The sequence below is a fragment of the Trinickia sp. LjRoot230 genome (assembly GCF_964253315.1).
Taxonomy (GTDB): Bacteria; Pseudomonadota; Gammaproteobacteria; order Burkholderiales; family Burkholderiaceae; genus Trinickia.
The window spans coordinates 518,078-539,929 of record NZ_CAXUQX020000002.1 but is presented as its reverse complement, the minus strand read 5'-3'; the positions used below and the strand labels follow the sequence as shown (position 1 = coordinate 539,929).

Here is a 21,852-nt window from a genome sequence, read left to right as displayed (position 1 = left end):
GACACGCAATCGTTAGGACTCCTCTCATTTCGACAGCTTTTACGCCCGGAGCAACAGATGTCCACCTTGCATGAGAACAGCATCATCATCGACGGTCTGAATATCTCCAAGTTCGACCGCTCGGTTTTCGAAGACATGCGAAAAGGCGGCATCACTGCCGCGAACTGCACCGTGTCGGTATGGGAGAGCTTTACGAAGACAGTCGACAACATCGCACTGATGAAGCAGCAAATTCGTGAGGAGAGCGAAATGTTGACGCTCGTGCGAACCACCGAGGACATCGCTCGGGCCAAGCGCGAAAACAAGACGGGCATCATCTTCGGTTTCCAGAACGCGCATGCGTTCGAAGACAATATCGGCTACATCGAGGCTTTCCACGACATGGGCGTGCGCGTCGTGCAGCTTTGCTACAACACGCAAAACCTCGTCGGCACGGGTTGCTATGAGCGCGACGGCGGCCTTTCTGATTTCGGCCGCGAGGTCATTACGGAAATGAACCGCGTCGGCATCATGGTCGACCTTTCGCACGTCGGCGGGAATACGTCGTCCGAAGCCATTGCGTTTTCGAAAAAGCCCGTTTGCTACTCGCATTGCCTGCCGTCAGGCCTCAAGGCGCATCCGCGCAACAAGAGCGACGCGCAGCTCAAGGAAATTGCCGATGCAGGTGGGTTTGTCGGCGTCACGATGTTCGCCCCGTTTTTGAAGCGCGGCATCGACGCGACGATCGATGACTACATCGAAGCCATCGATTACGTCGTCAACCTGATTGGCGAAGATACGGTCGGCATCGGTACAGACTTCACGCAAGGTTATAGCGTCGATTTCTTCGATTGGCTGACGCACGACAAAGGCCGCTATCGCCGGCTGACGAATTTCGGCAAGGTCGTCAACCCTGAGGGCATCCGCACGATCGGCGAATTTCCGAACCTGACCGCGGCGATGGAGCGCGCGGGCTGGAGCGAAACGCGCATTCGCAAGATCATGGGCGAAAACTGGGTGCGCGTGTTCCGCGACGTCTGGGGCGCCTGAGCGACGGCACGCCCTCGCATTTTGATTCGGACTACGAAACAAATAAAAGCGCCACCTCTCACCGAACCACTCTCTGTCCATCAAGGCGAAAACATGCAACCGCAATTGCCGATCGACGTCGATGCCGATACGGGCGTTTGGACGACGGACGCGCTGCCGATGCTTTACGTGCCGCGTCATTTTTTCACGAACAATCACGTCGCCGTTGAAGAAGCGCTCGGGCGCGACGCGTATGCCGAGATTCTCTATCGCGCGGGCTACAAGTCGGCTTATCACTGGTGCGATAAAGAAGCGAAGCAACACGGGCTCAGCGGGATGGCCGTCTTCGAGCACTACCTGAAACGACTGTCGCAGCGCGGCTGGGGCCTCTTCCGAATCGTCGAGGCCGACCCAGCGCGCGCGCATGCGCGCATCGAACTGCGGCATTCGTCGTTTGTCCTCGCGCAGCCCGGCAAGCAGGGCAAGCTTTGCTATATGTTCGCCGGCTGGTTCGCAGGGGCAATGGATTGGGTCAACGATACGGCCGATGCCGGCGGCGCGCGCGGCCCGCGTTCGCAATCGAAAGAAACGCAGTGCGCGGCAGAAGGCCATGCGCATTGTATTTTCGAAGTGTCGCCGCTCGGTTGAGCCAGTTCGGCCGATTAGCAAACCAAGGTTCAAGGATCCAGGATTAGAGGTCGAACGAGATGCGCTATCCCCATCTTTTCAAGCCGATGACGCTGAACAAACTGACGTTGCGCAACCGCATCGTCAGCACGGCGCATGCGGAAGTCTATGCGGAGCCGGGCGGCTTGCCAGGCGATCGCTACATCCGCTACTACGAGGAAAAGGCGAAAGGCGGCGTTGGGCTGGCCGTGTGCGGCGGCTCGAGCCCGGTCTCGATCGATAGCCCGCAAGGCTGGTGGAAGTCGGTCAATCTCGCAACGGATCGCGTGATCGAACCGCTTGGCCGGCTCGCGGAAACGATGCATCGGCACGGCGCGAAGATCATGATCCAGGCGACGCACATGGGCCGCCGTTCCGCATTTCATGGCGAGCACTGGCCGCATCTGATGTCGCCGTCCGGTGTGCGCGAGCCCGTGCACCGCGGCAATGCGAAGATCATCGAAGTCGAGGAGATTCGCCGCATCATTGGTGACTTCGCCGCCGCCGCGCGGCGGGTACAGCAAGCGGGCATGGATGGCGTCGAAATTTCGGCGGCGCACCAGCATTTGATCGATCAATTCTGGAGCCCGCGCACGAACTTTCGCACCGACGAATGGGGCGGCAGCCTGCAAAACCGGATGCGCTTCGGTGTCGAGGTGCTCAAGGCCGTACGCGAGGCGGTCGGGCCAGATTTCGTTATCGGCTTGCGCATGTGCGGCGACGAATTCCACGAAGACGGGCTCGATCACGAGCAACTCAAGGAGATCGCGCAAGCGATGTCCGAGACGGGCCTGATCGATTACCTCGGGGTAATCGGATCGGGGGCCGATACGCACAACACGCTTGCGAACTGCATGCCGCCGATGGCGTTGCCGCCCGAGCCGTTTGTCCACCTCGCTGCCGGCATCAAATCGGTGGTCAAGGTTCCCGTGATGCATGCGCAGAGCATTCGCGACGCGGGCCAGGCCGAGCGGCTGCTGGCGTCGGGCGCGATCGATCTGGTCGGCATGACGCGTGCGCAGATCGCCGATCCGCATATGGTCATCAAGATTCGCGATGGCCGCGAGGACGAGATCAAGCAATGCGTCGGCGCCAATTACTGCATCGATCGCCAGTATCAAGGGCTCGATGTGCTCTGCATCCAAAACGCAGCCACCTCGCGCGAAGCAACGATGCCGCATGTCATCGAAAAGTCGCGCGGTGCGCGCCGCAAAGTGGTGGTGGTTGGCGCCGGGCCTGCCGGGCTGGAAGCCGCACGCGTTGCGCGTCTGCGCGGGCATGATGTCGTGCTGTTCGAAAAGCGCCAAGAGGTGGGTGGTCAGATCATGCTTGCCGCCAAGGCGCCGCAACGCGAGCAGATGGCGGGCATCGTGCGTTGGTTCGACATGGAAACGAAGCGCATCGGCGTGGACAGGCGGCTCGGCGTCGAGGTCGACGAAAAAGCGATTCTCGCGGAAAAGCCCGACATCATCGTGCTTGCCACCGGCGGAAGGAGCTTTTCGGATCAGGTCCCGGCATGGGGCGTGGCGGACGGGTTGGCCGTCAGTTCGTGGGACATTTTGTCGGGGCAGGTCGAGCCGGGGCGCAACGTTCTCGTGTATGACGGCGTGAGCACGCATGCGGGCGCAGGTGTGGCCGATTTCATCGCAAGCCGGGGCTCGAAAGTCGAAATCGTCACACCTGATGTGAAAGTTGCCGACGATTCGGGCGGCACCACATTCCCGATTTTCTATCGGCGCCTGTATGCGCAAGGCGTAATCCATACACCGAACCATTGGCTCGACCGCGTGTATGAAGAAGACGGCAAAAAAATCGCCGTGCTGCGTAACGAATACACCGAGGAACAGGAAGAGCGCGCGGTCGATCAAGTCGTGATCGAAAATGGCAGTACGCCGAACGATGCGCTCTATTGGAAGCTCAAGCCCGAATCGGTCAATCGCGGTCAGGTCGACGTCCACAAGCTTTTTGCGTCCGAACCGCAGCCGTCGCTTGCCGAGACGCTCGGCGATGGGCGTTTTTTGCTGTTCCGCGTCGGCGACTGCATTTCGATGCACAACATCCATGGCGCGATATACGACGCCCTCCGTCTTTGTAAGGACTTCTGATCATGAGCCCGGCGTTCGTCATCACGGGGCTGTTGTGGCTGTCGATGGCCGGCCTCGCCTATGCGCTCGCACGTCGTGCGTCGTACTGGCGGCTCGGGCGCGCGACGCCGGCCGGCATGTTTGGTTTGACCAATCTATTAAGGATTCCTAAGCGATATTTCGTTGATCTGCATCATGTCGTCGCGCGTGACCCTTACATTGCACGCACGCACGTGGCGACTGCCGGCGGCGCCATTGCGGCGCTTGCATTGGTGTTCGTCAATTACGGGTTCGCGATTTACTCGCCGTGGCTCGATCGGCTGATCGGCGTGGCGGCGCTTGCGATGCTGATCGGAACGATATTCGTCTGGCGGCGCCGCAGCGACCAGCGTGCGATGCCCGCGCGGCTTTCGCGTGGCCCTTGGAATGCGCTGCCCTGGCTGCTCGGCGCGTTTGCGCTGGGGCTCGTGCTGCTCGTCACGGTGCCGGCACCGGCTGCGTCCGGTGTCATCGCTGTGCTGATCGCGCTGCTGATTGCGGTGGGGGCCTATACGATGACATTTGGCGCCGCGCGCGGCGGCCCGATGAAACACGCGCTTGCCGGGCTCCTGCACCTCGCATTTCATCCGCGGCAAGAGCGCTTCGGCCAAGGCAACGCCGACGCGCTGCCGCCCACCGCGCTTAAAACGCCTTCGCTTGATGCTCGCGAGTTTGGCGTCGGCAAGCCAGTCGAGTTTCGTTGGAATCAGTTGCTGAGCTTCGACGCGTGCGTTCAGTGCGGCAAGTGCGAAGCTGCATGCCCGGCATTTGCGGCAGGACAGCCGCTGAACCCGAAGAAGCTGATCCAGGATCTGGTGACCGGCATGGTCGGTGGGACGGATGCAGCCTATGCCGGCAGTCCGACGCCGGGTATTGCGCTCGGCAAGCATGGCGGTATGCCGGACGGCCCGATCGTTGCCGGGCTGATCGAAGCCGACACGCTCTGGTCATGCACGACATGCCGCGCATGCGTACAGGAGTGCCCGATGTTGATCGAGCATGTCGATGCGATCGTCGACATGCGCCGCAATCGGACACTGACGGACGGTGACTTGCCGGGCAAGGCGCCTGAGGTGCTCGCGAACTTGCGCGAAACAGGCAGCGCCGGTGGTTACGGCATCGCCGCGCGCTACGATTGGGCGGTCGATCTGAATGCGCGCGTCGCGCAGCCGGGCCAGGCCGTCGATGTACTGCTCGTGGCCGGCGAAGGCGCGTTCGACATGCGTTATCAACGTACGTTGCGTGCGCTCGTCAAGCTATTGAACGAAGCGGGTGTCGACTACGCCGTGTTGGGCGGATGCGAAACGGACACTGGCGATGTGGCCCGTCGTTTGGGTGACGAGGCCACGTTCCAACGCATGGCCAAACGCTTGATCGCAACGCTCGATACGCTCAGCTTCAAACGCATCGTCACGGCAGACCCGCATGTGATGCACAGCTTGCGCAACGAGTACCGCGCGTTAGGCGCGCGTTATGCGGTTCAGCATCACACAAGTCTCGTGGCGGAACTCGTGCAGTCGGGGCAGCTCAAGCCGAAGAAGTCTGCGGCAATGATCGATAAGCGGGTGACCTATCACGACCCGTGTTATCTGGGCCGCTATAACGGCGAGACCGATGCGCCACGCCGGGTGTTGAAATCGATCGGCATCGAGATCGTCGAAATGGAGCGTCATGGTATGCGCGGGCGCTGCTGCGGAGGCGGAGGTGGAGCGCCGCTCACCGATATCCCCGGCAAGGCCCGCATTCCCGACATCCGCATTGCAGATGCGCGCGCGATCGGCGCGGAGATCGTCGCAGTCGGCTGCCCCAATTGCACGGCGATGCTCGAAGGCGTGGTCGGCCCGCGGCCCGAGGTACTCGATGTGGCGGAACTCGTCGCAGCGGCGCTGGAGTGAACACGATGAATGCCATCAAACGGATCGACCCGCGCAGGCCGTATGTGATTGCCTCGTCGGGCCTGCGGCGCATTACGCTCGGCGCCGAAGGTCTTGTCCCTGGCGCGATGTTCGACACGACATCGCATCCGCTTGTCGGGCACGATGTTGCGCCCGCGAAGCCGCGTCGCCGAATCGACAAGATCGAGCGTGTGTTGTTGGTCGCCGCGCATAGCGATCGCGGTGCGCTCGACGAGCACGCGCGGCAGGCGCTCGCTGCGGCGGCAATCGTTGCCGACGCGCGTACCGAAGTTGCACTGGTCGTGTTTGGCGAGCTCAACGAAGACGCGGCCGCACTCGGTGCCGACAAGCTGATCGAGTGGCGTTCGCTCGGCCGCCCCGCGTTCTTACCTGATCAGACGCTCGCGGCCTTGATGCGCTGCGTCGAGGTGTTGATGCCGGCGCACATCGTGATGCCCGACAACGCGACAGGCGACGGCGATCTTGGCCGGCGTTACGCCGCGCGCATGCGGGCAAGTGTTGCGGCGAATGTGGTCGAGATCGACGCGAACACCGTCGGTGTTTATGTCGCTGCAGGCAGGCAGTTTGCGACGCGGGCCTGGCCCGATGTCATCTTGCTTGCACCCGACGCGGCCTCGGCGAGGTTGCCATTCGTCGGAGCTGGTGAGCGTTTGCCTTTGCCTCCGACGGAATCGTCGAAATACGGCGAGTCATTGCACACAGCCGGCGCATACCGCGATCTCGGCACAACGCAACTCGGCGCAGCCGAGGTGGCGCTGGAAGAAGCGGACTTCATCGTCTCCGCGGGCAATGGCGTGACCGATATCGCTGCATTCGAGCAGCTCGCACACACGTTCGGAGCCGCGATTGGCGCGAGCCGCGTCGCCGTGGACAACGGACACTTTCCGCGCGACAAGCAGATCGGCGCCACGGGCAAAACCGTCAGCGCGAGCGTCTATATCGCGTTCGGCATCTCGGGCGCGGTTCAACATCTGCAGGGCATCAAAGATTGTCGACACGTCATTGCGGTCAATCTCGATGCAAGCGCGCCGATCGCCAAACGGGCCAACCTGACGATTGTCGGCGATGCGCAAGCGACGATGACCGCGTTGGGTACGGCCATCGAGAGTGCACGCGCATCGAGCGCGAGCGGGTTCCAGATGCCGGCACAAAAACCGGTCACGAACGAAGGAGTCGCGGCATGAACGCAGCAACGAGGCTCGAACGGATAGCCGTGCTTGTTTCGGCGGGCCGGCATCGCGTGAGCGGCGCGCCTTGCTACAGCCGCAACGATGCTTCAGCACTCGAGATTGCACGGACGCTGGCCCAGGCGCATGGCGCCGATCTCGATGTCCTGCATGCAGGTGATGTGTCGAACCCCGCGCTCTTCGATTACCTTGCACTCGGCGCCCCGCGCATCGAGGTGATCGAATGCGGGGAAACGGACGACCCCGTTGCCGCACTTGCGCAGCGGTTGAGCGGCGTGTCACTGGTGCTGACCGGCACGCGCGCCGAAGGCATGCACGATACGGGCATGCTCCCATACCGTCTCGCTGCTGAATTGGAATGCACGCTGATCGACTCGGCCCTCGATGTGACGATCGAAGCGGGCTCGGCGGTTGTGACGCAATTCATGCCGAAGGGTCTGCGCCGCCGTGTGGCGGCGGCACTGCCGTGCGTGGTTGCCGTGCATCCGCAGTCGAGCGTGAAGCCGCGTTACGCCTATGCGCGCGCGCAGCAGGGCGCAATCGTTCCGGGCGTCACGGCACAACGGCCCGATGCCGATGCGCCGCTTTGGACGCTTACTCCCGCCACGCGCAAACCGGTGAAGCTCGTGGCAGCCGAAAAGCGCTCGGGGCACGCGCGAATGTTAATGGCGACCACGACCGAAAGCCGCGGCGGAAACGTCGTAATTGAGGGGACTTCGGTCGAAAAAGCGCAAGTGATCCTCAGCTATTTGCGCGAGCATCGACTCATCGATTACTGAGCGAAGCATCGCTGCAAGCACTTGTTACCTGTATGAGAACCAGGACGCACGAATCCGGAGCACACATGAACGTATCGGCAGACATTCGCGAACTCGTCGAACGGCGCAAGGAAGGTTATAGCCTCGAAGCGCCGTTTTACCGGAGCGAAGAAATTTTCGCGCTGGATATGGACGCGATTTTCCGCAAGCACTGGATTCACGTCGCGGTCGAACCCGATATTCCCGAGCCGGGCGATTACGTGACGGTGGAATTGCACGGAGAGTCGGTGCTGATCGTGCGCGACGACGACATGGCCATCCGCGCATTCCACAATGTCTGCCGTCATCGTGGCGCGCGGCTGTGCAATGAGGAAAAGGGGGCGGTCGGCAATATCGTATGCCCCTATCACAGCTGGACCTACGACCTGAGCGGCGCGCTGATGTTCGCCGAGCATATGGGCGAGAAGTTCGACCGCTGCAAGCACAGCCTCAAGCCCGTGCACTTGCAAAATCTTGCTGGCTTGCTTTACATCTGCCTTGCAGATGAACCCCCAGCCGATTTCGCGACGATGCGCGCCGCAATGGAGCCGTATTTGCTGCCGCATGATCTGCCGAACTGCAAGATCGCGGCGCAAGTCGACCTCGTTGAGGAAGGCAACTGGAAGCTGACGATGGAGAACAACCGCGAGTGCTATCACTGCGTGGCCAACCATCCCGAGCTGACGGTCTCGCTGTACGAATACGGCTTTGGCTATCAACCGTCGCCATCGAACGCCGAGGGCATGGCCGAATTCGAGCGCAACTGCATCGAGCGCGCGGCGCAATGGGAGCGGATGAACCTGCCGTCGGTCGAAGTTGACCGGCTGTCCGATGTCACGGGTTTTCGCACGCAACGGTTGCCGCTCGATCGCGACGGTGAATCGCAGACGCTCGATGCGAAGGTGGCCTCGAAGAAATTGCTTGGCGAGTTCAAGCGTGCCGATCTCGGGGGGCTTTCGTTCTGGACACAGCCGAACGGGTGGAATCATTTCATGAGCGATCACATCGTGACGTTCTCGGTGATCCCGCTTTCGGCCGGCAAAACGCTGGTGCGAACGAAATGGCTCGTTCATAAGGATGCCGTTGAAGGTGTGGATTACGACGTAGCGAACCTGACGGCCGTTTGGAATGCGACGAACGATCAAGACCGCGCGCTGGTGGAGCTTTCGCAGCGTGGCTCGGGCAGCAGCGCCTATGAGCCGGGGCCGTATTCCCCCTATACGGAAGGGCTCGTTGAAAAATTTTGTGATTGGTATGTGAAACGCCTTGCTGCCCACCTCGGCGCATAGCGGACACTGGACAGCAAGAGAGCGAGGCATACGATGATGCGCGACGCGCAGATGTTAGAGCCGAACGAGAGCCGGCTCACGCGGCCTGCGTTCTGGAGCCGGTTGGGCGAACCCTGGACGAGCGACGCCGAAGAAACGCTCGTTTGCTGCCAGGTGCGCCAGGAAACACATGACGTGAAGAGCTTCTTCTTCATGTCGCGCGAGGGGCGTACCTTTGTATTCGAACCAGGGCAATTCATTACTCTTGAGCTCGACATAGACGGCGAGGCAATCAACCGCTGCTATACGATCTCCTCGCCGCCCACGCGGCCTCATACGATTTCGATCACGGTCAAGCGGGTGCCTGGCGGCAAGGTATCGAACTGGCTGCACGACAACCTGCGCGCCGGCGATGCGGTACGTGTGCTGGGTCCGGCGGGCGTCTTCACATGTGCGCGCCAGGCGGCGGGCAAGTATCTGTTTTTGTCAGGCGGTTCGGGCGTCACACCGCTGATGTCGATGAGCCGCACCCATCACGAACTCGGCGAGGATCGCGACATCGTCTTCGTGCACAGCGCGCGGACACCGGACGACATCATCTTCGCGCGCGAACTCGAATTGATCGCATCGAATCATCGGCATTTTCGTACGGCCTTCGTCTGTGAACGGTTAGGAGAACGAACCAATTGGTCAGGTGTAACGGGCTTTCTGACGCTGCCGTTGCTCAAGTTGATTGCGCCTGATTTCATGGAGCGTGAAATCTTCACTTGCGGGCCGGGCCCCTACATGAAGGCTGTGCGCGAAATGCTGGCCGATGCGGGCTTCGATACGAGCCGGTACCACGAGGAAAGCTTTTCGTTCGAGGAAACCGTTGCGCCGCAAGCCGCACCGGACGAGGCCTCGCCGAGCGCGGATGCACCGTCGAGCCCGAGTTCAAACGCAAGCGCGAACGCGGCTCGCTTCGCGGTGAGTTTCGCGAAGTCGCGGCGTGACATCGAGTGCGGTGGCGACCAACATGTGCTAGAGGCTGCGAGACAAGCGGGTGTGCGCTTGCCGGCGTCCTGCACGCAGGGTATGTGCGGCACATGCAAGGTCAAGCTTTTGTCGGGACAGGTCGACATGCGGCATAACGGCGGCATCCGGCAGCGCGAGATCGATCAAGGCATGGTGCTGCTTTGCTGCAGCAAGCCGCTGACGGATCTCGTGGTCGACAAGTAAGACGGTCGTTTTCTGACAAGCGCACGTCGTAAAAAACAGCACTTGGCTTTTAATGGCTACGCACTCTAGAGATTCTCGGATACGCTGATTTCGACGACTGGACGGTTAGGAGACCTTACTATGAATCTTATTAAACGCTTGATGTTTGCCGTCGCCATGGGCGCGGCGTTGACTGTCGCCGCGCTTCCTGCGTCGGCCGACACGAAGCCAATGATCAAGATCGGCTACGTGGAAGGATGGGACGACAGCGTCGCTACCTCGAACGTGGCTGCCACCATTATCGAAAAGCGGCTTGGCTACCCAGTCAAACTGGTGCCGGTTGCAGCGGGCGTGATGTGGGAAGGCGTGGCGCGCGGCGACCTCGACGCTACGCTCTCTGCGTGGTTGCCCGTGACCCAGGGCGCCTATTGGACGCGGTTTCATGAAAAAGTCGTCGATCTCGGCGCGAACTTCACTGAGGCCAAAATCGGCCTGATCGTGCCGGCCGACGCGAAGGTCAATTCGATTGCTGATCTCGCCGCGCAGAAAACGGCGTTCAGCGGGCGCATCGTCGGCATCGATGCGGGTGCCGGGGTCATGACGAAGACCGCCGAGGCGATCAAGGCGTACGACATCGGTTTTCAACTGATGCCGAGTTCGGGTAGCGCGATGACGGCGGAATTGGCGCGCGATATCAATGCGAAACGGCCCGTTGTCGTGACGGGTTGGGCGCCTCATTGGATGTTCGCCAAATGGAAGCTCAAATTCCTCGAAGACCCGAAAAAGGTGTTTGGCGAGGCAGAGCATGTGGATAACGTCATCAACCCCGAACTCGAGAAGAAGGCACCGCAGGTGGTTGCGTTCTTGAAGAAGTTTCAATGGAAGACGGGGCAGATCGACGGGGTGATGCTCGCCGCGCAAAACGGTGCGAAGCCGCAAGAAGCTGCAACGAAGTGGGTTGACGCGCATAAGGATCAAGTCAACGAGTGGGTGTCCGCCGCGCAGTAACCGTAAGGCATGACGATGGACCGCCGGCCTCGAGCCGGCGGTGTCGGTTCATCGTTCAAAGCGTGTTGTCTTGCTCGGGCTCGTTGAGTGTGGACAATCAAAACAGGGAGCGACGTCTGTCCTCCTGTAAATAGATCTGCTCGAAACGCACACTGCCTTGCGCCGGGAAGCGGTCTCTTCCGGTTGGATCGATGGTACATGTGCGGCCGATCAAGTTTCTTCAATTGCACGCCGAGCCCGGACAAGCTCATCGGCAAGGCAATCGACATCAGGTAGTAGCGTTCGGTACTCGGCAGCGAGCACTTTGGTTGGCAACCCATCCAGCGCGTACTTTGCTACGGCCGCGTCTTTTTGCGCGCAAAGAATCAAACCCACCGGAGGGTTTTCGCCGTCGCGCATCCAATGCTCGCGCGCATAGTTCAGATACATGTGCATCTGGCTCGCGTCCGGAGATGATTGAACCAGTCGACCCATTCGAGTGTGGCCATCTCAACGGCCTGTTGGTCGACGTCTTCATGCAAAATTTCCTGTAGATCCTGCTGCTAGAAAATCCTACCTTGAACACCCGTTAATCCTCGGGGGGACCACCGTTTCGTTTGTCGAATTGTCACGGCCAATAACGCGACAAACTCCTATTCTTAAGAGTCCATTCGGACACAATCAAGGAGGAAGACTATGCGCATGCTTCTCAACATACGAATACCTCACGAGCCATTCAACGCTTTTGTGCGCGACGGCTCCATCGGAGAGTTAATCGAGAGGATTCTCGCAGAGATGAAACCGGAAGCCGCCTACTTTACCGAGCAGAACGGAACACGCGGAGCAATCCTCGTCGTGAACCTTGAGGAGCCGTCGCAGATTCCAAAATTCGCAGAACCATGGTTTCTTACGTTCAATGCCGACTGCGAGTTTCGCGTGGTGATGGTGGCAGATGACCTCAAGAAAGCTGGACTCGAAACGCTTGGCTCGAAGTGGAAATAGGGAGCGCGGCACGGCGTGTGAGTAACGCTAACAGCATGCCGTGCTGCCGGCCACTTTTGTTGACCTACTCCGATGACCGCTTGACCTCCCCACCTCGCACTACCTTGAGGCAGGTCAAAAACAGTAATTCTAGATAAATAAGGGTAGCAAAATCCGCCATAACATCGTCCTTATCGGGAGAAATCAAAAGGATTAAAAAAAGTAATTTTAGGTAACGCACTTGACCTATATTACATTCTTACATTCGAGATTAAAGAAGCCTAACAATCCTAATTAGGAGGTTACTGCTTCAGAACATTTTGTCACGCACCTTGATCGATATCGGGCAATACCTCAACATTCGCGTCCCGCCGGGCAGCGCGCGATAGTTAATTTGTCGTGTCCGAATTTAAGTAATTCAGCAATACTTCGGCGCAACTCGTTGCGCCACTGCCGCTGAGCATATCGCCCATAAGCAATCCTCGTATTTTTATTATTATTAGAAAAGGAGGCCAATTATTCAACGTTTCTCAGTTATTTCTCAATAGACCATGCCCTGATATGCTTGGAGACAAATATGAAGAATCTAGCTTTAGTTACATTGGCTGCGGTGCTGGTCGCGCCCGCAGCTTGGGCCGAAACCAATCCCGCCAATGGGCCCAGCGGAGCACATTTTGCAACTGCCGAGCCGGTATGCACCGTAGATGGAGCCCAGGATGTCAGCTGTACCGGGGCCACCATCGGGGGGATCGGCCACACTAATGCGACAGCGACTCTGTCAGCGACTTACTCAGGCACCGTACAGTGCACAAACCATGGCGGCCAGGTCGTCGATGTGAAGGCGCAGACCACGGATGCTAGTTCGTCGGGAAAACTGACACCTTCTAGGAACGGGCAACTGGTAGTGCCGGCGCTCGGTGTGACGGCGCCGACCCAACAGGATTTAGCAAACGCGGCCACCTGCCCCAACGGGAACTGGACCAAGCAGCCGATCTCTGGCCCAACCCTTGCAAATTACGTATATACGATCACCTTCGCTGGCTTTAGCGGGCCTTATTTCAGTCTCACGGGTCCTTGATTGACTTGGCACAGGCTTCAGCACACTCGACTGATACAGGAAAAGCTGACACTAGGGAGAGCGTCCTAAGCCATAGGGATGGGCGTGCCAGTATCCGCTGGCACGTCTGCAATCGGTGGCGGCTGCTACCGTCATTTACGCGGTGCCACGCCCACTTTTTCCTGAATCATCGGACGCTTGGCCATGCAACAAAACGTTCACCTTAATTGCCGCGTGTGGCATGTCCCACATGCACCGCGCCGTTTTTTGCATGCCCCGTGGATGCTACTGTTCAGTCTGCTGCTTATCGGATGCGGCGGAGGGGATTCGGATTCCAACTCGGCATCAATGGCAGCCCCGCCGCAAGCTTCATCGGGAGCGAGCCCACTGGCCGCGCAAAGCACGTCGCAAGGGGGGCGGAAATCGGCACCGTCGGCAGTGACGGACGAAGCTGCCGTACCTTCGGTAGAGTCCGCCGGTTTTGTGCAACTTAGCGCGCTACCGCATCTGTCATCGCTGTCCGACCGCGAGAAGGCGGGGTTGCTCATGCTGCTGCCCTCCAAGTCGTCTTCGCAACGGCTGGCATTGATCAACATGTATCCCAGTCTGGTCAAGCTGCCGGAGCAGCAAAAGGAACTGTTGCTGGACCAACTGGAAAAAATCGTCCCGGTCACGGTAAGTCAGCGTCAATGATCGCTTTCCGGTAAGCGGTCGCGACCATGCCAAGTCGTCTAGCCGGGAGATCCGAAACGTTCGGTCGTGGTTGGACGGTTTTCTCCTGCTCCCATGCAACACTTGATCGTAGTCCCATCCAGACTGCGCTCTCGAGGGACTGGCCGCCTGGATTACCGTCCTACGATTCAGGATTTCGTTGCCGGCGGCGAGCGGTAGCGAACCGCTTCGGGGATGGCTGCGTTATTGCAGGACGACAGTCCGATCGCCGTTGATGAAAACGCGCCGCTCGACAAATGCCTTGACGGCACGCGCGAGCGTAATGCATTCGACATCGCGTCCGACGGCCAGCAGCCGCTGCGCACTATGTGAGTGGTCGACGCGCTCGACAGCCTGCTCGATGATCGGACCTTCATCGAGGTCGTCCGTGACGAAATGAGCGGTCGCGCCGATCAGCTTTACCCCACGCGCATGCGCTTGATGATAAGGCTTGGCCCCTTTGAAGCCCGGTAAAAACGAATGATGGATGTTGATGGCGCGTCCAAAGAGCTTGCGGCTCGTGTCTTCCGACAATATTTGCATATAGCGCGCGAGGACCATCAGTTCGGCGCCTGTCGTTTCGAACAGATCGAGAAGACGGGCCTCTTGTTGCGCTTTCGTGTCGGGCGTGATGGGCAGGTGATAAAAAGGCAGCGCATGTTGCACGGCCAGCGGTTCGAATGTTGAATGATTCGATGCGATGCCGACAATATCCATCCGCAGTTCGCCCATGCGCCAGCGAAACAGCAAATCGGCCAGGCAATGTTCTAGTTTCGATACGAGGATCAGTACCTTTGGCCGCGCGTTGGCATCGTGAATATGCCACTGCATGTCGAATCCAGAGGCGATCGGCACGAATTCGGATTTCAGCGCGCAAACGTCGTCCACGCCGTGAAAGACGCATCGCATAAAAAACCGCGCACTACTGTCGTCGTCGAAAACGGTCAGTTCGTCGATGTAGCCGCGATGCCGGTCGAGGAGGCCGACAACAGCAGCAACTTGGCCTGCGGCGCTCGGGCAAGCGAGCGTGAGAACGAATGATGGAGTCGGGTGGTCTGTGGTGGACATACGCGTATCCGCAGTAATCGATTGAGAATGCGTACGCGGCCCGATGACATATCAACTCGCCGCGCGCGGCATGCCGAAGTAAAGCAGGCGCGGGGCGAGACGGATAGAACTGAAGCGCCGTCAGCCTGGTATCGGCGCGCCAGCGGTGCTGCTGGCCGATGACCCGCACGCGGCCAGCAGCCAACGGCGAAACGCTGGCACGGCGAGGGCTTCGGGGCGAGCGGGGGGGCAGACAAGAAAGTAGCCGCGCGTTGTCACGACGGGCGGCGTGACGAGCGCGACCAGTTGTCCGGTGGCGATCAGTTCGTCGACGAGCGGTGACCAGCCGAGCGCCACGCCCTGATGCGAGAGCGCTGCGTGAATGACGAGCGCATAGCTGTTGAACGTCATGCCATGCTGCTCGGGCGGCGCATCGAGGGCGTGGGCTGCGAACCAGGCGCGCCAATCGAGCCACCGCTCGGGCCGCGTCGGTTGCACGTGCAGCAGCGGTAGCGCGAGCAAGTCGTCGGCACGCGTGATCTTTTTATGTGCCGCGCGAAAGGCGGGCGTACAAACCGGCACGACGTGCTCTGGAAATAGCCGCGTCGCGCGTGAGGGCGACCAATCGCCGGCGCCGAATGCGATTGCCACATCGGTACGATCGCGCTCTGGATCGAAGCCTTCTTGCGACGTGACGATTTTTACGTTGACTTCGGGCATGGCCCGCTTGAACTCAGCGAGCCGCGGCATCAACCAATAGGTGGCGAAACCGAAATCGGTGAGGATCGTGAGTGTGCCGTTCGCGGTGCGGGTACGGATATCAGCCGCGGCATGCCGGATTTCATCGAGGCTTTTTTTGACCGCATCGAAAAGCCGAATGCCGTCCGCGGTCAATGTGACGCCGCGATGGCTGCGCTCGAACAGCGGCGCGCCCAGGCTGGCTTCGAGTTGGACAATGCGCTGGCTGACCGCGGGTTGCGTAGAGCCAAGTTCGCGCGCGGCGGCGGTAAAGCTGGCCAGACGGGCAGCGGCTTCGAAGACGAACAACGCCTGCATCGGCGGCAGGCTGTCGGGGGGACCAAAACGGTTGTTCATACCGGCCTCCGACATGAAAGAGATGTTGCGGTAAAGAGGCGAAGCCGGTTCGATATTAGGCAGTTTCACCGCATTCGACAATGGCGATAGCGCTATGAGCTCATTCGGATGCGGCGGGTGGGGGTACTAATCGGTTGGCATCGCTTCGAGGCTTGTCGCGGCACGTCGGAGTCCGTCGAAAAGAAGCGCTGCCACGCGATGTGGAAAACCGTCGGGCAAAGCTCGCGAAACCTGGTCGATAACATCGGGCGTGCGTTCGACGATGCGCGCAATAATCGGCTCGGCATCGGATCCGTAATGGCAAAGACGCGCGGTTGAATTAAAGTGCTTGCGTTTAATATCACGCATTCTGTAGTGCCTGTTCTTTCCCCAGATCGCCATGGCGAGCGTCGCTTTGTACCACGACCACTGATTGTCGGCATTGCCCTCGACAGGCCAGATAGACATCACATCGTAGAGTGGAGTCAGATGAAAGCGACCGCCGGCGAGCAACCGAATGCTGAAGTTCTTTGCGTGGCCATCGGGCGCAGCCAGCATCCAGTAAACGATTTGTGCGCTCAAAAAGGTTTCGATGTCCTGGTGCGCCGCTTCCGATTGGCGCAAGACATTCGCGATTTCCCGCACACCGGGGCCGCCATGTGCTTCGTATTTGTGATGTGGCGCTACGCCGAGCGCGGTTTTTTCCTGAGCGCCGGCAAGCGAGATGCGAAAATCGTCTTCCTCATCGTCGGCGCCAATGGACGAGCTGGTAGTCTCGCGCAGCCATCGTTCGATATCGCTCTCGGAAAGCGGTGTACCTTCGATCTTCTCGATGTTTGTCGGCGCATCGTTTTCGCCGAGTAATTGGACGGCGCCGACGCAATCGCGCCCGACAGCTTGCAGCAAATCGAACGTCTGCATCGTATTGGTTCTAAAGCGAGTGGCGATTCTCCGGCGAATATCCTGGCTATCGGGAAGCAGGTTGTCGAAGTAGTTGGCAACCTGCTCGCCTTTGAGCGGCGTATCGCCCACGCCGAACGGCAACGAAAGCGAAAGTGGGCGCCCCGTGGGCGAGGTCTGCCAGCTAGCGTCGTAGCGCAATTCCATGGCGCCGGTAGCCGGCATCAGCCATAGGCCGACGCGTTCACCATTAGCCCAGATCGACAGTGCGCGCGAGTGCGATGGACGGGCCATGTGTTACCACTCCGGCCGGGTCGCGTCCGACCGAACGGTGTCCGATTGAGCAGGCTCCCGCGTTTGGACACAGAACTCGAGTCCATACAGCGAAAAGAGGGCCAGCATTTGTTCGAGCGAGATGCTAGCTGTGCTTGTCGTCTCAAGCGCCGAAAGCCTTGGTTGTTGCACGCCGATTTGCGCCGCAGCCTGCGACTGCGTGACATGTCGAGCCTTGCGGGCCGACAGCAGCACGTGGCCTAATTGATGGGGCGTGTGAATGATGATCTTCATTGAAGATATCTCTGACGGAAATATCCCCAGTATATTCGCTACAGAGATAAATCTCAAATATTCTTTCCACGAATAAATCTGCAGCACGCGCCTATCCATAAGCCTCACTTATGGATACATAAGACACAAGCAGTTCTCAACACGTTATTGACGGCCGATAGTGGGTTCGACGTCGCACGCGACGCGCGCCGTCAAGTTCCGAATACATCGGACTCCTAACTAATCGAATCCGCATCGCCTAACATGCCTAACCTCCAACCGAATCTGCTCGTGCTGATGGCGGACCAACTGACGCCATTTGCGCTGCGCGCCTATGGTCACCATTTGACGCGCACGCCGCACCTCGATGCGCTCGCGCGCGATGGCGTCGTTTTCGAATCGGCTTATTGCGCGAGCCCGCTTTGCGCGCCTTCACGCTTTGCTTTCATGGCCGGAAAGTTGCCGTCCGCTATCGGCGCATTCGACAATGCCGCCGAGTTGCCGGCCCAAACGTTGACGTTCGCGCATTATCTTCGCGCCGCCGGCTATCGAACCATTCTGTCCGGCAAGATGCATTTTTGCGGACCGGACCAACTCCATGGTTTCGAAGAGCGCTTGACGACCGACATCTACCCGGCCGATTTCGGCTGGGTGCCCGATTGGGACCAGCCGGACGTGCGCCCAAGCTGGTATCACAACATGAGTTCGGTCCTCGAGGCTGGGCCGTGCGTGCGCACCAATCAGCTCGACTTCGACGATGAAGTCGCTTTTTGCGCCAGGCAGAAGCTCTTCGATATCGCCAGGCAAAAGCAGGGCGGCGTGGACGTACGCCCGTTTTGCATGGTGGCCTCGCTGACGCATCCACACGACCCTTATGCGATTGCTCAACCGTATTGGGATCTCTATCGCGACGACGAGATCGACATGCCGGCCGTCTCGCTCTCGCTCGAAGCAAGTGACCCGCATTCCAAGCGCGTGCGCGCGGTGTGCGAAACGGATCGCACGCCGCCGAGCGCCGCGCAGATTCGCGACGCGCGGCACGCCTATTACGGCGCCATCTCATACGTGGATGCGCAGTTCGGTACCATCGTCGAGGCACTGCGCGAGACCGGCCTTGCGGACGACACCATCATCGTCGTGACGTCCGATCATGGCGACATGCTCGGTGAGCGCGGGCTCTGGTACAAGATGACCTTCTTCGAACAGGCCTGCCGCGTGCCACTGATCGTGCATGCGCCAAAGCGGTTTGCGGCGCGGCGCGTCAAGGCATCGGTGTCGCATGTCGATTTGCTGCCGACATTCGTCGAGTTGACGAGCAGCGTGCCACGCAAACAATGGCCGGATTCCATCGACGGACGCAGCCTTGTCGCACATTTGCGAGGCGAGAGCGGCCACGACGAAGCAGTGGGCGAATATCTGGCCGAGGGGGCGATTGCGCCGATCATCATGATCAGGCGCGGCGATTACAAGTTCATTCACTCGCCCGCCGATCCTGATCAACTGTTCGATCTCGCTGCGGATCCACAAGAACTGAACAACCTTGCGAACGATGCGCGCCACGCCGAGTTGCTGACGACGTTGCGCGCGGAGGTGCAGGCGCGGTGGAACTTGCCCGCGCTACATGAGCAGGTGCTCGCTAGCCAGCGTCGTCGACGTTTTCATTTCGAAGCCACGACGCGCGGCAAGATTCAGTCGTGGGATTGGCAGCCGTTTGCCGATGCCAGCCGCCGTTTCATGCGCAACGATCTCGAGCTCGATACGCTCGAAGCAATGGCACGCTTGCCACGTGTCGCCTCAAGCCGACCCTTACCCCCACCCCCATCCTCGTTGGACGGAGATTGACAATGAGAACGATCAAGCTTGCCCTGCTATTGCTGATGTCGTCAGGAGTCCTAATGAGTGCGGCGTCGCACGCGGCGGCTACAGACGAAAAAGACTGTACGGCGGTGCATATGGCCGCACCGGGCTGGACTGACATCGAGGCGACGAATGCGATGGCCGGCGTCGTGCTGCGTGCGCTCGGCTATCAGCAGACCGTGCAGAACCTATCCGTGCCGATTACGTACGAGGGGTTGCGTAAAGGGCAAATCGACGTCTTTCTTGGCAACTGGATGCCTGCTCAAGCGCCGCTCGTGAAGCCGTTCATGGACGCGCATGCGTTCGATGTGGTCCAGGCCAATCTGACGGGTGCGAAGTTCACTCTTGCGGTTCCCGATTATGTCGCCGCCGCCGGCGTTCATACGTTTGCGGATCTCACGCAGTATGCGGCGCGTTTCGGCGGCAAAATATACGGCATTGAACCGGGTGCGCCAGCCAATCAGAACATCAAGAAGATGATTGCCGATAAGGCATTCGGACTTGGCGATTGGCATGTGGTCGAATCGAGCGAGACGGGCATGCTCACACAAGTCTCGCGCGCGGTACGCGAAAAGCAGTGGATTGTTTTTCTCGCCTGGGAGCCGCATTTGATGAATACCGAGTTTCATCTGACCTATCTCTCGGGTGGCGATGCGTATTTCGGGCCGAACTACGGCGGTGCGACCGTCAACACTGTCGCGCGCAGCGGCTTTATGGCGCAATGCAAGAATCTGGGGCGTCTTTTCAGACAAATGACTTTCAGCGTCGATATCGAGAACCAGATGATTGCAAGCGTATTGCGTGGCAAGGTCAATGCCGATGCAGCGGCGCGCAAAATGCTGAGCGCGAATCCCGCGATGCTCGAAAAATGGCTGGACGGCGTGACTACGATTTCTGGCGCAAGCGGACTTCAAGCGGTGCGAGCTTCGATTGGCGCCCAATGAAGGTCTGAGCTAATACCGCGCTCACTATATGAGAGCGTTGCCGTAATAACGCTATTTAGGAACGCAACCGCTGCATTACGCGAGCATTGAAATGCTGCGGGCGCAGCGGCGAGCGGTATTCAGGTGGCGCAAGCGCACGCGCCTGCCCCTCCGCCTTGGATGAAGGCTTCGACGGAAATCATCGCTGATGCGTTGGCCGGGGCGGGCCGCTCAGCCGGCCTGAATACGGCGTCGCCACGACGAATCGCCCGGCGTGACACGACGCATGTCCCGGATGAATTGGCCGAACGCCGACGCCAGCGCTGCTCGCCGTAATGGCAACGACCGGGCTCCACCCAGCGAATGACGAGCGTATTTTCGGACTGCTCGAGAATTTCGATCTGGACGCGGCTCAGGTCTAGGGCGGAAGATTTTTTAGTCCTCATTGCTGCTCCTTAAATCGAGCCCTCTAAATGTATTCGTCTGCGAGCGCCGCGAACATCGTTATATCCGTAGAAACACAATTCTCCAAAGCGAAATAATGACGAATCGATACTTCGTATTGATGGGATTGTTCGACACCGACGTCTAATCGATGCCGATTCGCTGCCGTTTCAGACGTGGCGTCGATATTGGCGCGTCTGATCGCGCAAACGCCTTGGCGTTGCACAGACTGGCACCACGCAACCTACGTAGTGCAGGTTCAAGGACTTAGGCGATGTGCGGGCGGGTTGTCCACAACCTTGCTAACAGAAACTGTGGATAACTCTGCGCATCGCATCGACTATGGCTGGCCAGCGGCATTCCCGTCATTTCGCGACGGCACCGGCTGTCAGCGTGGGTCGTCTGCATGAAAGCGGCTTGCCCACCTGCCGAGCGCATCGAGCGTGGACGATTCGAGTTCGGGCGCCTCGGCCGCTGCCACACGCGAAAGGCCGATCCGGTTGTGCCAGTATGTTCGCAGACCCACCGCTGCTGTGCCGATCATGTCGTAGCTCGACCCGGCAACGAACGCGGCTTCGTGAGCAGCAACGCCGAGCTTCGCGAGCGCAAGACGGTACGGGCGCGGATCCGGCTTGTAGGCGCTGGCTTCTTCAGCCGTGACAACGGCATCCCATTGCACCGGCAAGCGCGCCGCGGCCGCTTTGCCTAGATCCGCCGAGCAGTTGGTGACGATGGCCAGCTTGACTCGGCCGCTCACACTGAGCAAAATCTCAGGCGCTTCCGGCCAGGGCTCGAGTTCGAGCCAATGTGCCGTCAGTGCGCGTGGTGCCGCCGACGACAGCCCGACATTTGCCGCCGCCTGTCGCACGAGTGTCTCGTAGTCAACATAGTTCCCGCAGCCGTAGGTGAGCCGCAGGTATTCAGCGCGCCAGGCGCGGCCGGATTCGACCGATCCGGCACTGCGATTCCACAACGTCCATGAATCGAGCAACGCAGTCAACAGATCGAAAAGAATTGCCTTCGGATAGGTGGTCGATGAACCGCTCATGAACGAATGCCTCGCAAGAGAAGATGGAGGATGCGCTCGAGTATAGGTGTCCGCCGGGCGCTGGTCGTTAAGCGGCCTTAAATGCATCAGTTACCGCAGCTAAATCATGGCGATG

General features: G+C 59.6%; 20 protein-coding genes. 13 read left to right on the top strand and 7 right to left on the bottom strand.

All coding sequences use genetic code 11. From position 1 onward, the window contains the following. Positions 1–57 precede the first annotated feature (57 nt). The 9 genes from ACSQ20_RS21445 (at position 58) to ACSQ20_RS21405 (ending at position 11,170) form a co-directional block, all read left to right on the top strand. Positions 58–1,029 (top strand): dipeptidase, encoded by a 972-nt coding sequence (locus ACSQ20_RS21445; RefSeq protein WP_436023995.1) that lies wholly within the window; start codon positions 58–60, stop codon positions 1,027–1,029. Between the two features lie 93 nt (positions 1,030–1,122). Beyond that, positions 1,123–1,656: a DUF5943 domain-containing protein gene (locus ACSQ20_RS21440; RefSeq protein ID WP_436023993.1), complete on the top strand. Its 534-nt coding sequence runs from the start codon at positions 1,123–1,125 to the stop codon at positions 1,654–1,656. 59 nt (positions 1,657–1,715) lie between these two features. Further along, entirely contained in the window at positions 1,716–3,779 is a 2,064-nt protein-coding gene (locus ACSQ20_RS21435; RefSeq protein ID WP_436023991.1) for an FAD-dependent oxidoreductase, read from the top strand. A gap of 2 nt (positions 3,780–3,781) precedes the next feature. Next, complete coding sequence (locus ACSQ20_RS21430) at positions 3,782–5,692, top strand: (Fe-S)-binding protein (RefSeq protein WP_436023989.1); 1,911 nt, start codon at positions 3,782–3,784, stop codon at positions 5,690–5,692. Positions 5,693–5,697: 5 nt separating this feature from the next. Beyond that, positions 5,698–6,897 (top strand): electron transfer flavoprotein subunit alpha/FixB family protein, encoded by a 1,200-nt coding sequence (locus ACSQ20_RS21425; RefSeq protein WP_436023987.1) that lies wholly within the window; start codon positions 5,698–5,700, stop codon positions 6,895–6,897. Beyond that, on the top strand, positions 6,894–7,679 hold the full coding sequence (locus tag ACSQ20_RS21420; RefSeq protein ID WP_436023985.1) for an electron transfer flavoprotein subunit beta/FixA family protein: 786 nt from the start codon (positions 6,894–6,896) through the stop codon (positions 7,677–7,679). The genes ACSQ20_RS21425 and ACSQ20_RS21420 overlap by 4 nt, the downstream gene beginning before the upstream one ends. A gap of 65 nt (positions 7,680–7,744) precedes the next feature. Beyond that, on the top strand, positions 7,745–8,986 hold the full coding sequence (locus ACSQ20_RS21415; RefSeq protein ID WP_436023983.1) for an aromatic ring-hydroxylating oxygenase subunit alpha: 1,242 nt from the start codon (positions 7,745–7,747) through the stop codon (positions 8,984–8,986). Between the two features lie 33 nt (positions 8,987–9,019). Beyond that, the gene (locus tag ACSQ20_RS21410) at positions 9,020–10,183 is read left to right on the top strand and encodes a 2Fe-2S iron-sulfur cluster-binding protein (protein ID WP_436023981.1); all 1,164 of its coding nucleotides are present in this window, start codon (positions 9,020–9,022) and stop codon (positions 10,181–10,183) included. A 120-nt stretch (positions 10,184–10,303) separates the two neighbouring features. After that, positions 10,304–11,170: a glycine betaine ABC transporter substrate-binding protein gene (locus ACSQ20_RS21405; RefSeq protein ID WP_436023979.1), complete on the top strand. Its 867-nt coding sequence runs from the start codon at positions 10,304–10,306 to the stop codon at positions 11,168–11,170. A gap of 210 nt (positions 11,171–11,380) precedes the next feature. On the opposite strand, the gene ACSQ20_RS21400 is transcribed toward ACSQ20_RS21405, so the two are convergent. Beyond that, positions 11,381–11,644, bottom strand: a complete 264-nt coding sequence (locus tag ACSQ20_RS21400; protein ID WP_436023977.1) for a PDDEXK nuclease domain-containing protein — start codon at positions 11,642–11,644, stop codon at positions 11,381–11,383. A 201-nt stretch (positions 11,645–11,845) separates the two neighbouring features. On the opposite strand from ACSQ20_RS21400, the gene ACSQ20_RS21395 reads away from it, so the two are divergent. Both ACSQ20_RS21395 and ACSQ20_RS21390 read left to right on the top strand, forming a co-directional pair. Beyond that, a complete protein-coding gene (locus ACSQ20_RS21395) occupies positions 11,846–12,151 on the top strand; it encodes a panthothenate synthetase (RefSeq protein WP_173259863.1) in 306 nt (101 codons plus the stop codon). A 1,240-nt stretch (positions 12,152–13,391) separates the two neighbouring features. Further along, complete coding sequence (locus tag ACSQ20_RS21390; RefSeq protein ID WP_436023974.1) at positions 13,392–13,880, top strand: hypothetical protein; 489 nt, start codon at positions 13,392–13,394, stop codon at positions 13,878–13,880. Between the two features lie 222 nt (positions 13,881–14,102). Here ACSQ20_RS21390 and purU read toward each other — a convergent pair whose 3' ends face one another. The 4 genes from purU to ACSQ20_RS21370 form a co-directional block, all read right to left on the bottom strand. Further along, positions 14,103–14,966: a formyltetrahydrofolate deformylase gene (purU, locus tag ACSQ20_RS21385; protein ID WP_436023972.1), complete on the bottom strand. Its 864-nt coding sequence runs from the start codon at positions 14,964–14,966 to the stop codon at positions 14,103–14,105. Between the two features lie 120 nt (positions 14,967–15,086). Further along, positions 15,087–16,001 carry a choline sulfate utilization transcriptional regulator gene (locus tag ACSQ20_RS21380; protein ID WP_436025795.1) on the bottom strand — a complete coding sequence of 305 codons (915 nt, stop codon included), beginning with the start codon at positions 15,999–16,001 and terminating at the stop codon, positions 15,087–15,089. Between the two features lie 165 nt (positions 16,002–16,166). Next, a complete protein-coding gene (locus tag ACSQ20_RS21375; RefSeq protein WP_436023970.1) occupies positions 16,167–17,213 on the bottom strand; it encodes a HipA N-terminal domain-containing protein in 1,047 nt (348 codons plus the stop codon). Between the two features lie 3 nt (positions 17,214–17,216). Beyond that, positions 17,217–17,573, bottom strand: coding sequence for an XRE family transcriptional regulator (locus tag ACSQ20_RS21370; protein ID WP_436023968.1), 357 nt, complete (start codon positions 17,571–17,573; stop codon positions 17,217–17,219). A 156-nt stretch (positions 17,574–17,729) separates the two neighbouring features. Here ACSQ20_RS21370 and betC point away from each other — a divergent pair, with 156 nt between their 5' ends. Continuing rightward, positions 17,730–19,307, top strand: coding sequence for a choline-sulfatase (gene betC, locus ACSQ20_RS21365; protein WP_436023966.1), 1,578 nt, complete (start codon positions 17,730–17,732; stop codon positions 19,305–19,307). A 2-nt stretch (positions 19,308–19,309) separates the two neighbouring features. Beyond that, positions 19,310–20,266 (top strand): choline ABC transporter substrate-binding protein, encoded by a 957-nt coding sequence (gene choX, locus ACSQ20_RS21360; RefSeq protein WP_436023964.1) that lies wholly within the window; start codon positions 19,310–19,312, stop codon positions 20,264–20,266. A gap of 119 nt (positions 20,267–20,385) precedes the next feature. Here choX and ACSQ20_RS21355 read toward each other — a convergent pair whose 3' ends face one another. Both ACSQ20_RS21355 and ACSQ20_RS21350 read right to left on the bottom strand, forming a co-directional pair. Next, positions 20,386–20,691 (bottom strand): DUF3331 domain-containing protein, encoded by a 306-nt coding sequence (locus tag ACSQ20_RS21355; RefSeq protein ID WP_436023962.1) that lies wholly within the window; start codon positions 20,689–20,691, stop codon positions 20,386–20,388. Between the two features lie 386 nt (positions 20,692–21,077). Continuing rightward, positions 21,078–21,737 carry an HAD-IA family hydrolase gene (locus ACSQ20_RS21350; protein ID WP_436023960.1) on the bottom strand — a complete coding sequence of 220 codons (660 nt, stop codon included), beginning with the start codon at positions 21,735–21,737 and terminating at the stop codon, positions 21,078–21,080. Between the last annotated feature and the right edge of the window lie 115 nt (positions 21,738–21,852).

Bases quoted from the DNA above. Each gene is read 5' to 3' on its own strand.
- choX (WP_436023964.1), top strand. From the start codon at position 19,310: ATGAGAACGATCAAGCTTGCCCTGCTATTGCTGATGTCGTCAGGAGTC.
- ACSQ20_RS21405 (WP_436023979.1), top strand. From the start codon at position 10,304: ATGAATCTTATTAAACGCTTGATGTTTGCCGTCGCCATGGGCGCGGCG.
- ACSQ20_RS21425 (WP_436023987.1), top strand. From the start codon at position 5,698: ATGAATGCCATCAAACGGATCGACCCGCGCAGGCCGTATGTGATTGCC.
- ACSQ20_RS21440 (WP_436023993.1), top strand. From the start codon at position 1,123: ATGCAACCGCAATTGCCGATCGACGTCGATGCCGATACGGGCGTTTGG.
- purU (WP_436023972.1), bottom strand. From the start codon at position 14,966: ATGTCCACCACAGACCACCCGACTCCATCATTCGTTCTCACGCTCGCT.
- betC (WP_436023966.1), top strand. From the start codon at position 17,730: ATGCCTAACCTCCAACCGAATCTGCTCGTGCTGATGGCGGACCAACTG.
- ACSQ20_RS21355 (WP_436023962.1), bottom strand. From the start codon at position 20,691: ATGAGGACTAAAAAATCTTCCGCCCTAGACCTGAGCCGCGTCCAGATC.
- ACSQ20_RS21445 (WP_436023995.1), top strand. From the start codon at position 58: ATGTCCACCTTGCATGAGAACAGCATCATCATCGACGGTCTGAATATC.
- ACSQ20_RS21430 (WP_436023989.1), top strand. From the start codon at position 3,782: ATGAGCCCGGCGTTCGTCATCACGGGGCTGTTGTGGCTGTCGATGGCC.
- ACSQ20_RS21395 (WP_173259863.1), top strand. From the start codon at position 11,846: ATGCGCATGCTTCTCAACATACGAATACCTCACGAGCCATTCAACGCT.
- ACSQ20_RS21350 (WP_436023960.1), bottom strand. From the start codon at position 21,737: ATGAGCGGTTCATCGACCACCTATCCGAAGGCAATTCTTTTCGATCTG.
- ACSQ20_RS21410 (WP_436023981.1), top strand. From the start codon at position 9,020: ATGATGCGCGACGCGCAGATGTTAGAGCCGAACGAGAGCCGGCTCACG.
- ACSQ20_RS21375 (WP_436023970.1), bottom strand. From the start codon at position 17,213: ATGGCCCGTCCATCGCACTCGCGCGCACTGTCGATCTGGGCTAATGGT.
- ACSQ20_RS21415 (WP_436023983.1), top strand. From the start codon at position 7,745: ATGAACGTATCGGCAGACATTCGCGAACTCGTCGAACGGCGCAAGGAA.
- ACSQ20_RS21435 (WP_436023991.1), top strand. From the start codon at position 1,716: ATGCGCTATCCCCATCTTTTCAAGCCGATGACGCTGAACAAACTGACG.
- ACSQ20_RS21390 (WP_436023974.1), top strand. From the start codon at position 13,392: ATGCAACAAAACGTTCACCTTAATTGCCGCGTGTGGCATGTCCCACAT.
- ACSQ20_RS21420 (WP_436023985.1), top strand. From the start codon at position 6,894: ATGAACGCAGCAACGAGGCTCGAACGGATAGCCGTGCTTGTTTCGGCG.
- ACSQ20_RS21380 (WP_436025795.1), bottom strand. From the start codon at position 16,001: ATGCAGGCGTTGTTCGTCTTCGAAGCCGCTGCCCGTCTGGCCAGCTTT.
- ACSQ20_RS21400 (WP_436023977.1), bottom strand. From the start codon at position 11,644: ATGGGTCGACTGGTTCAATCATCTCCGGACGCGAGCCAGATGCACATG.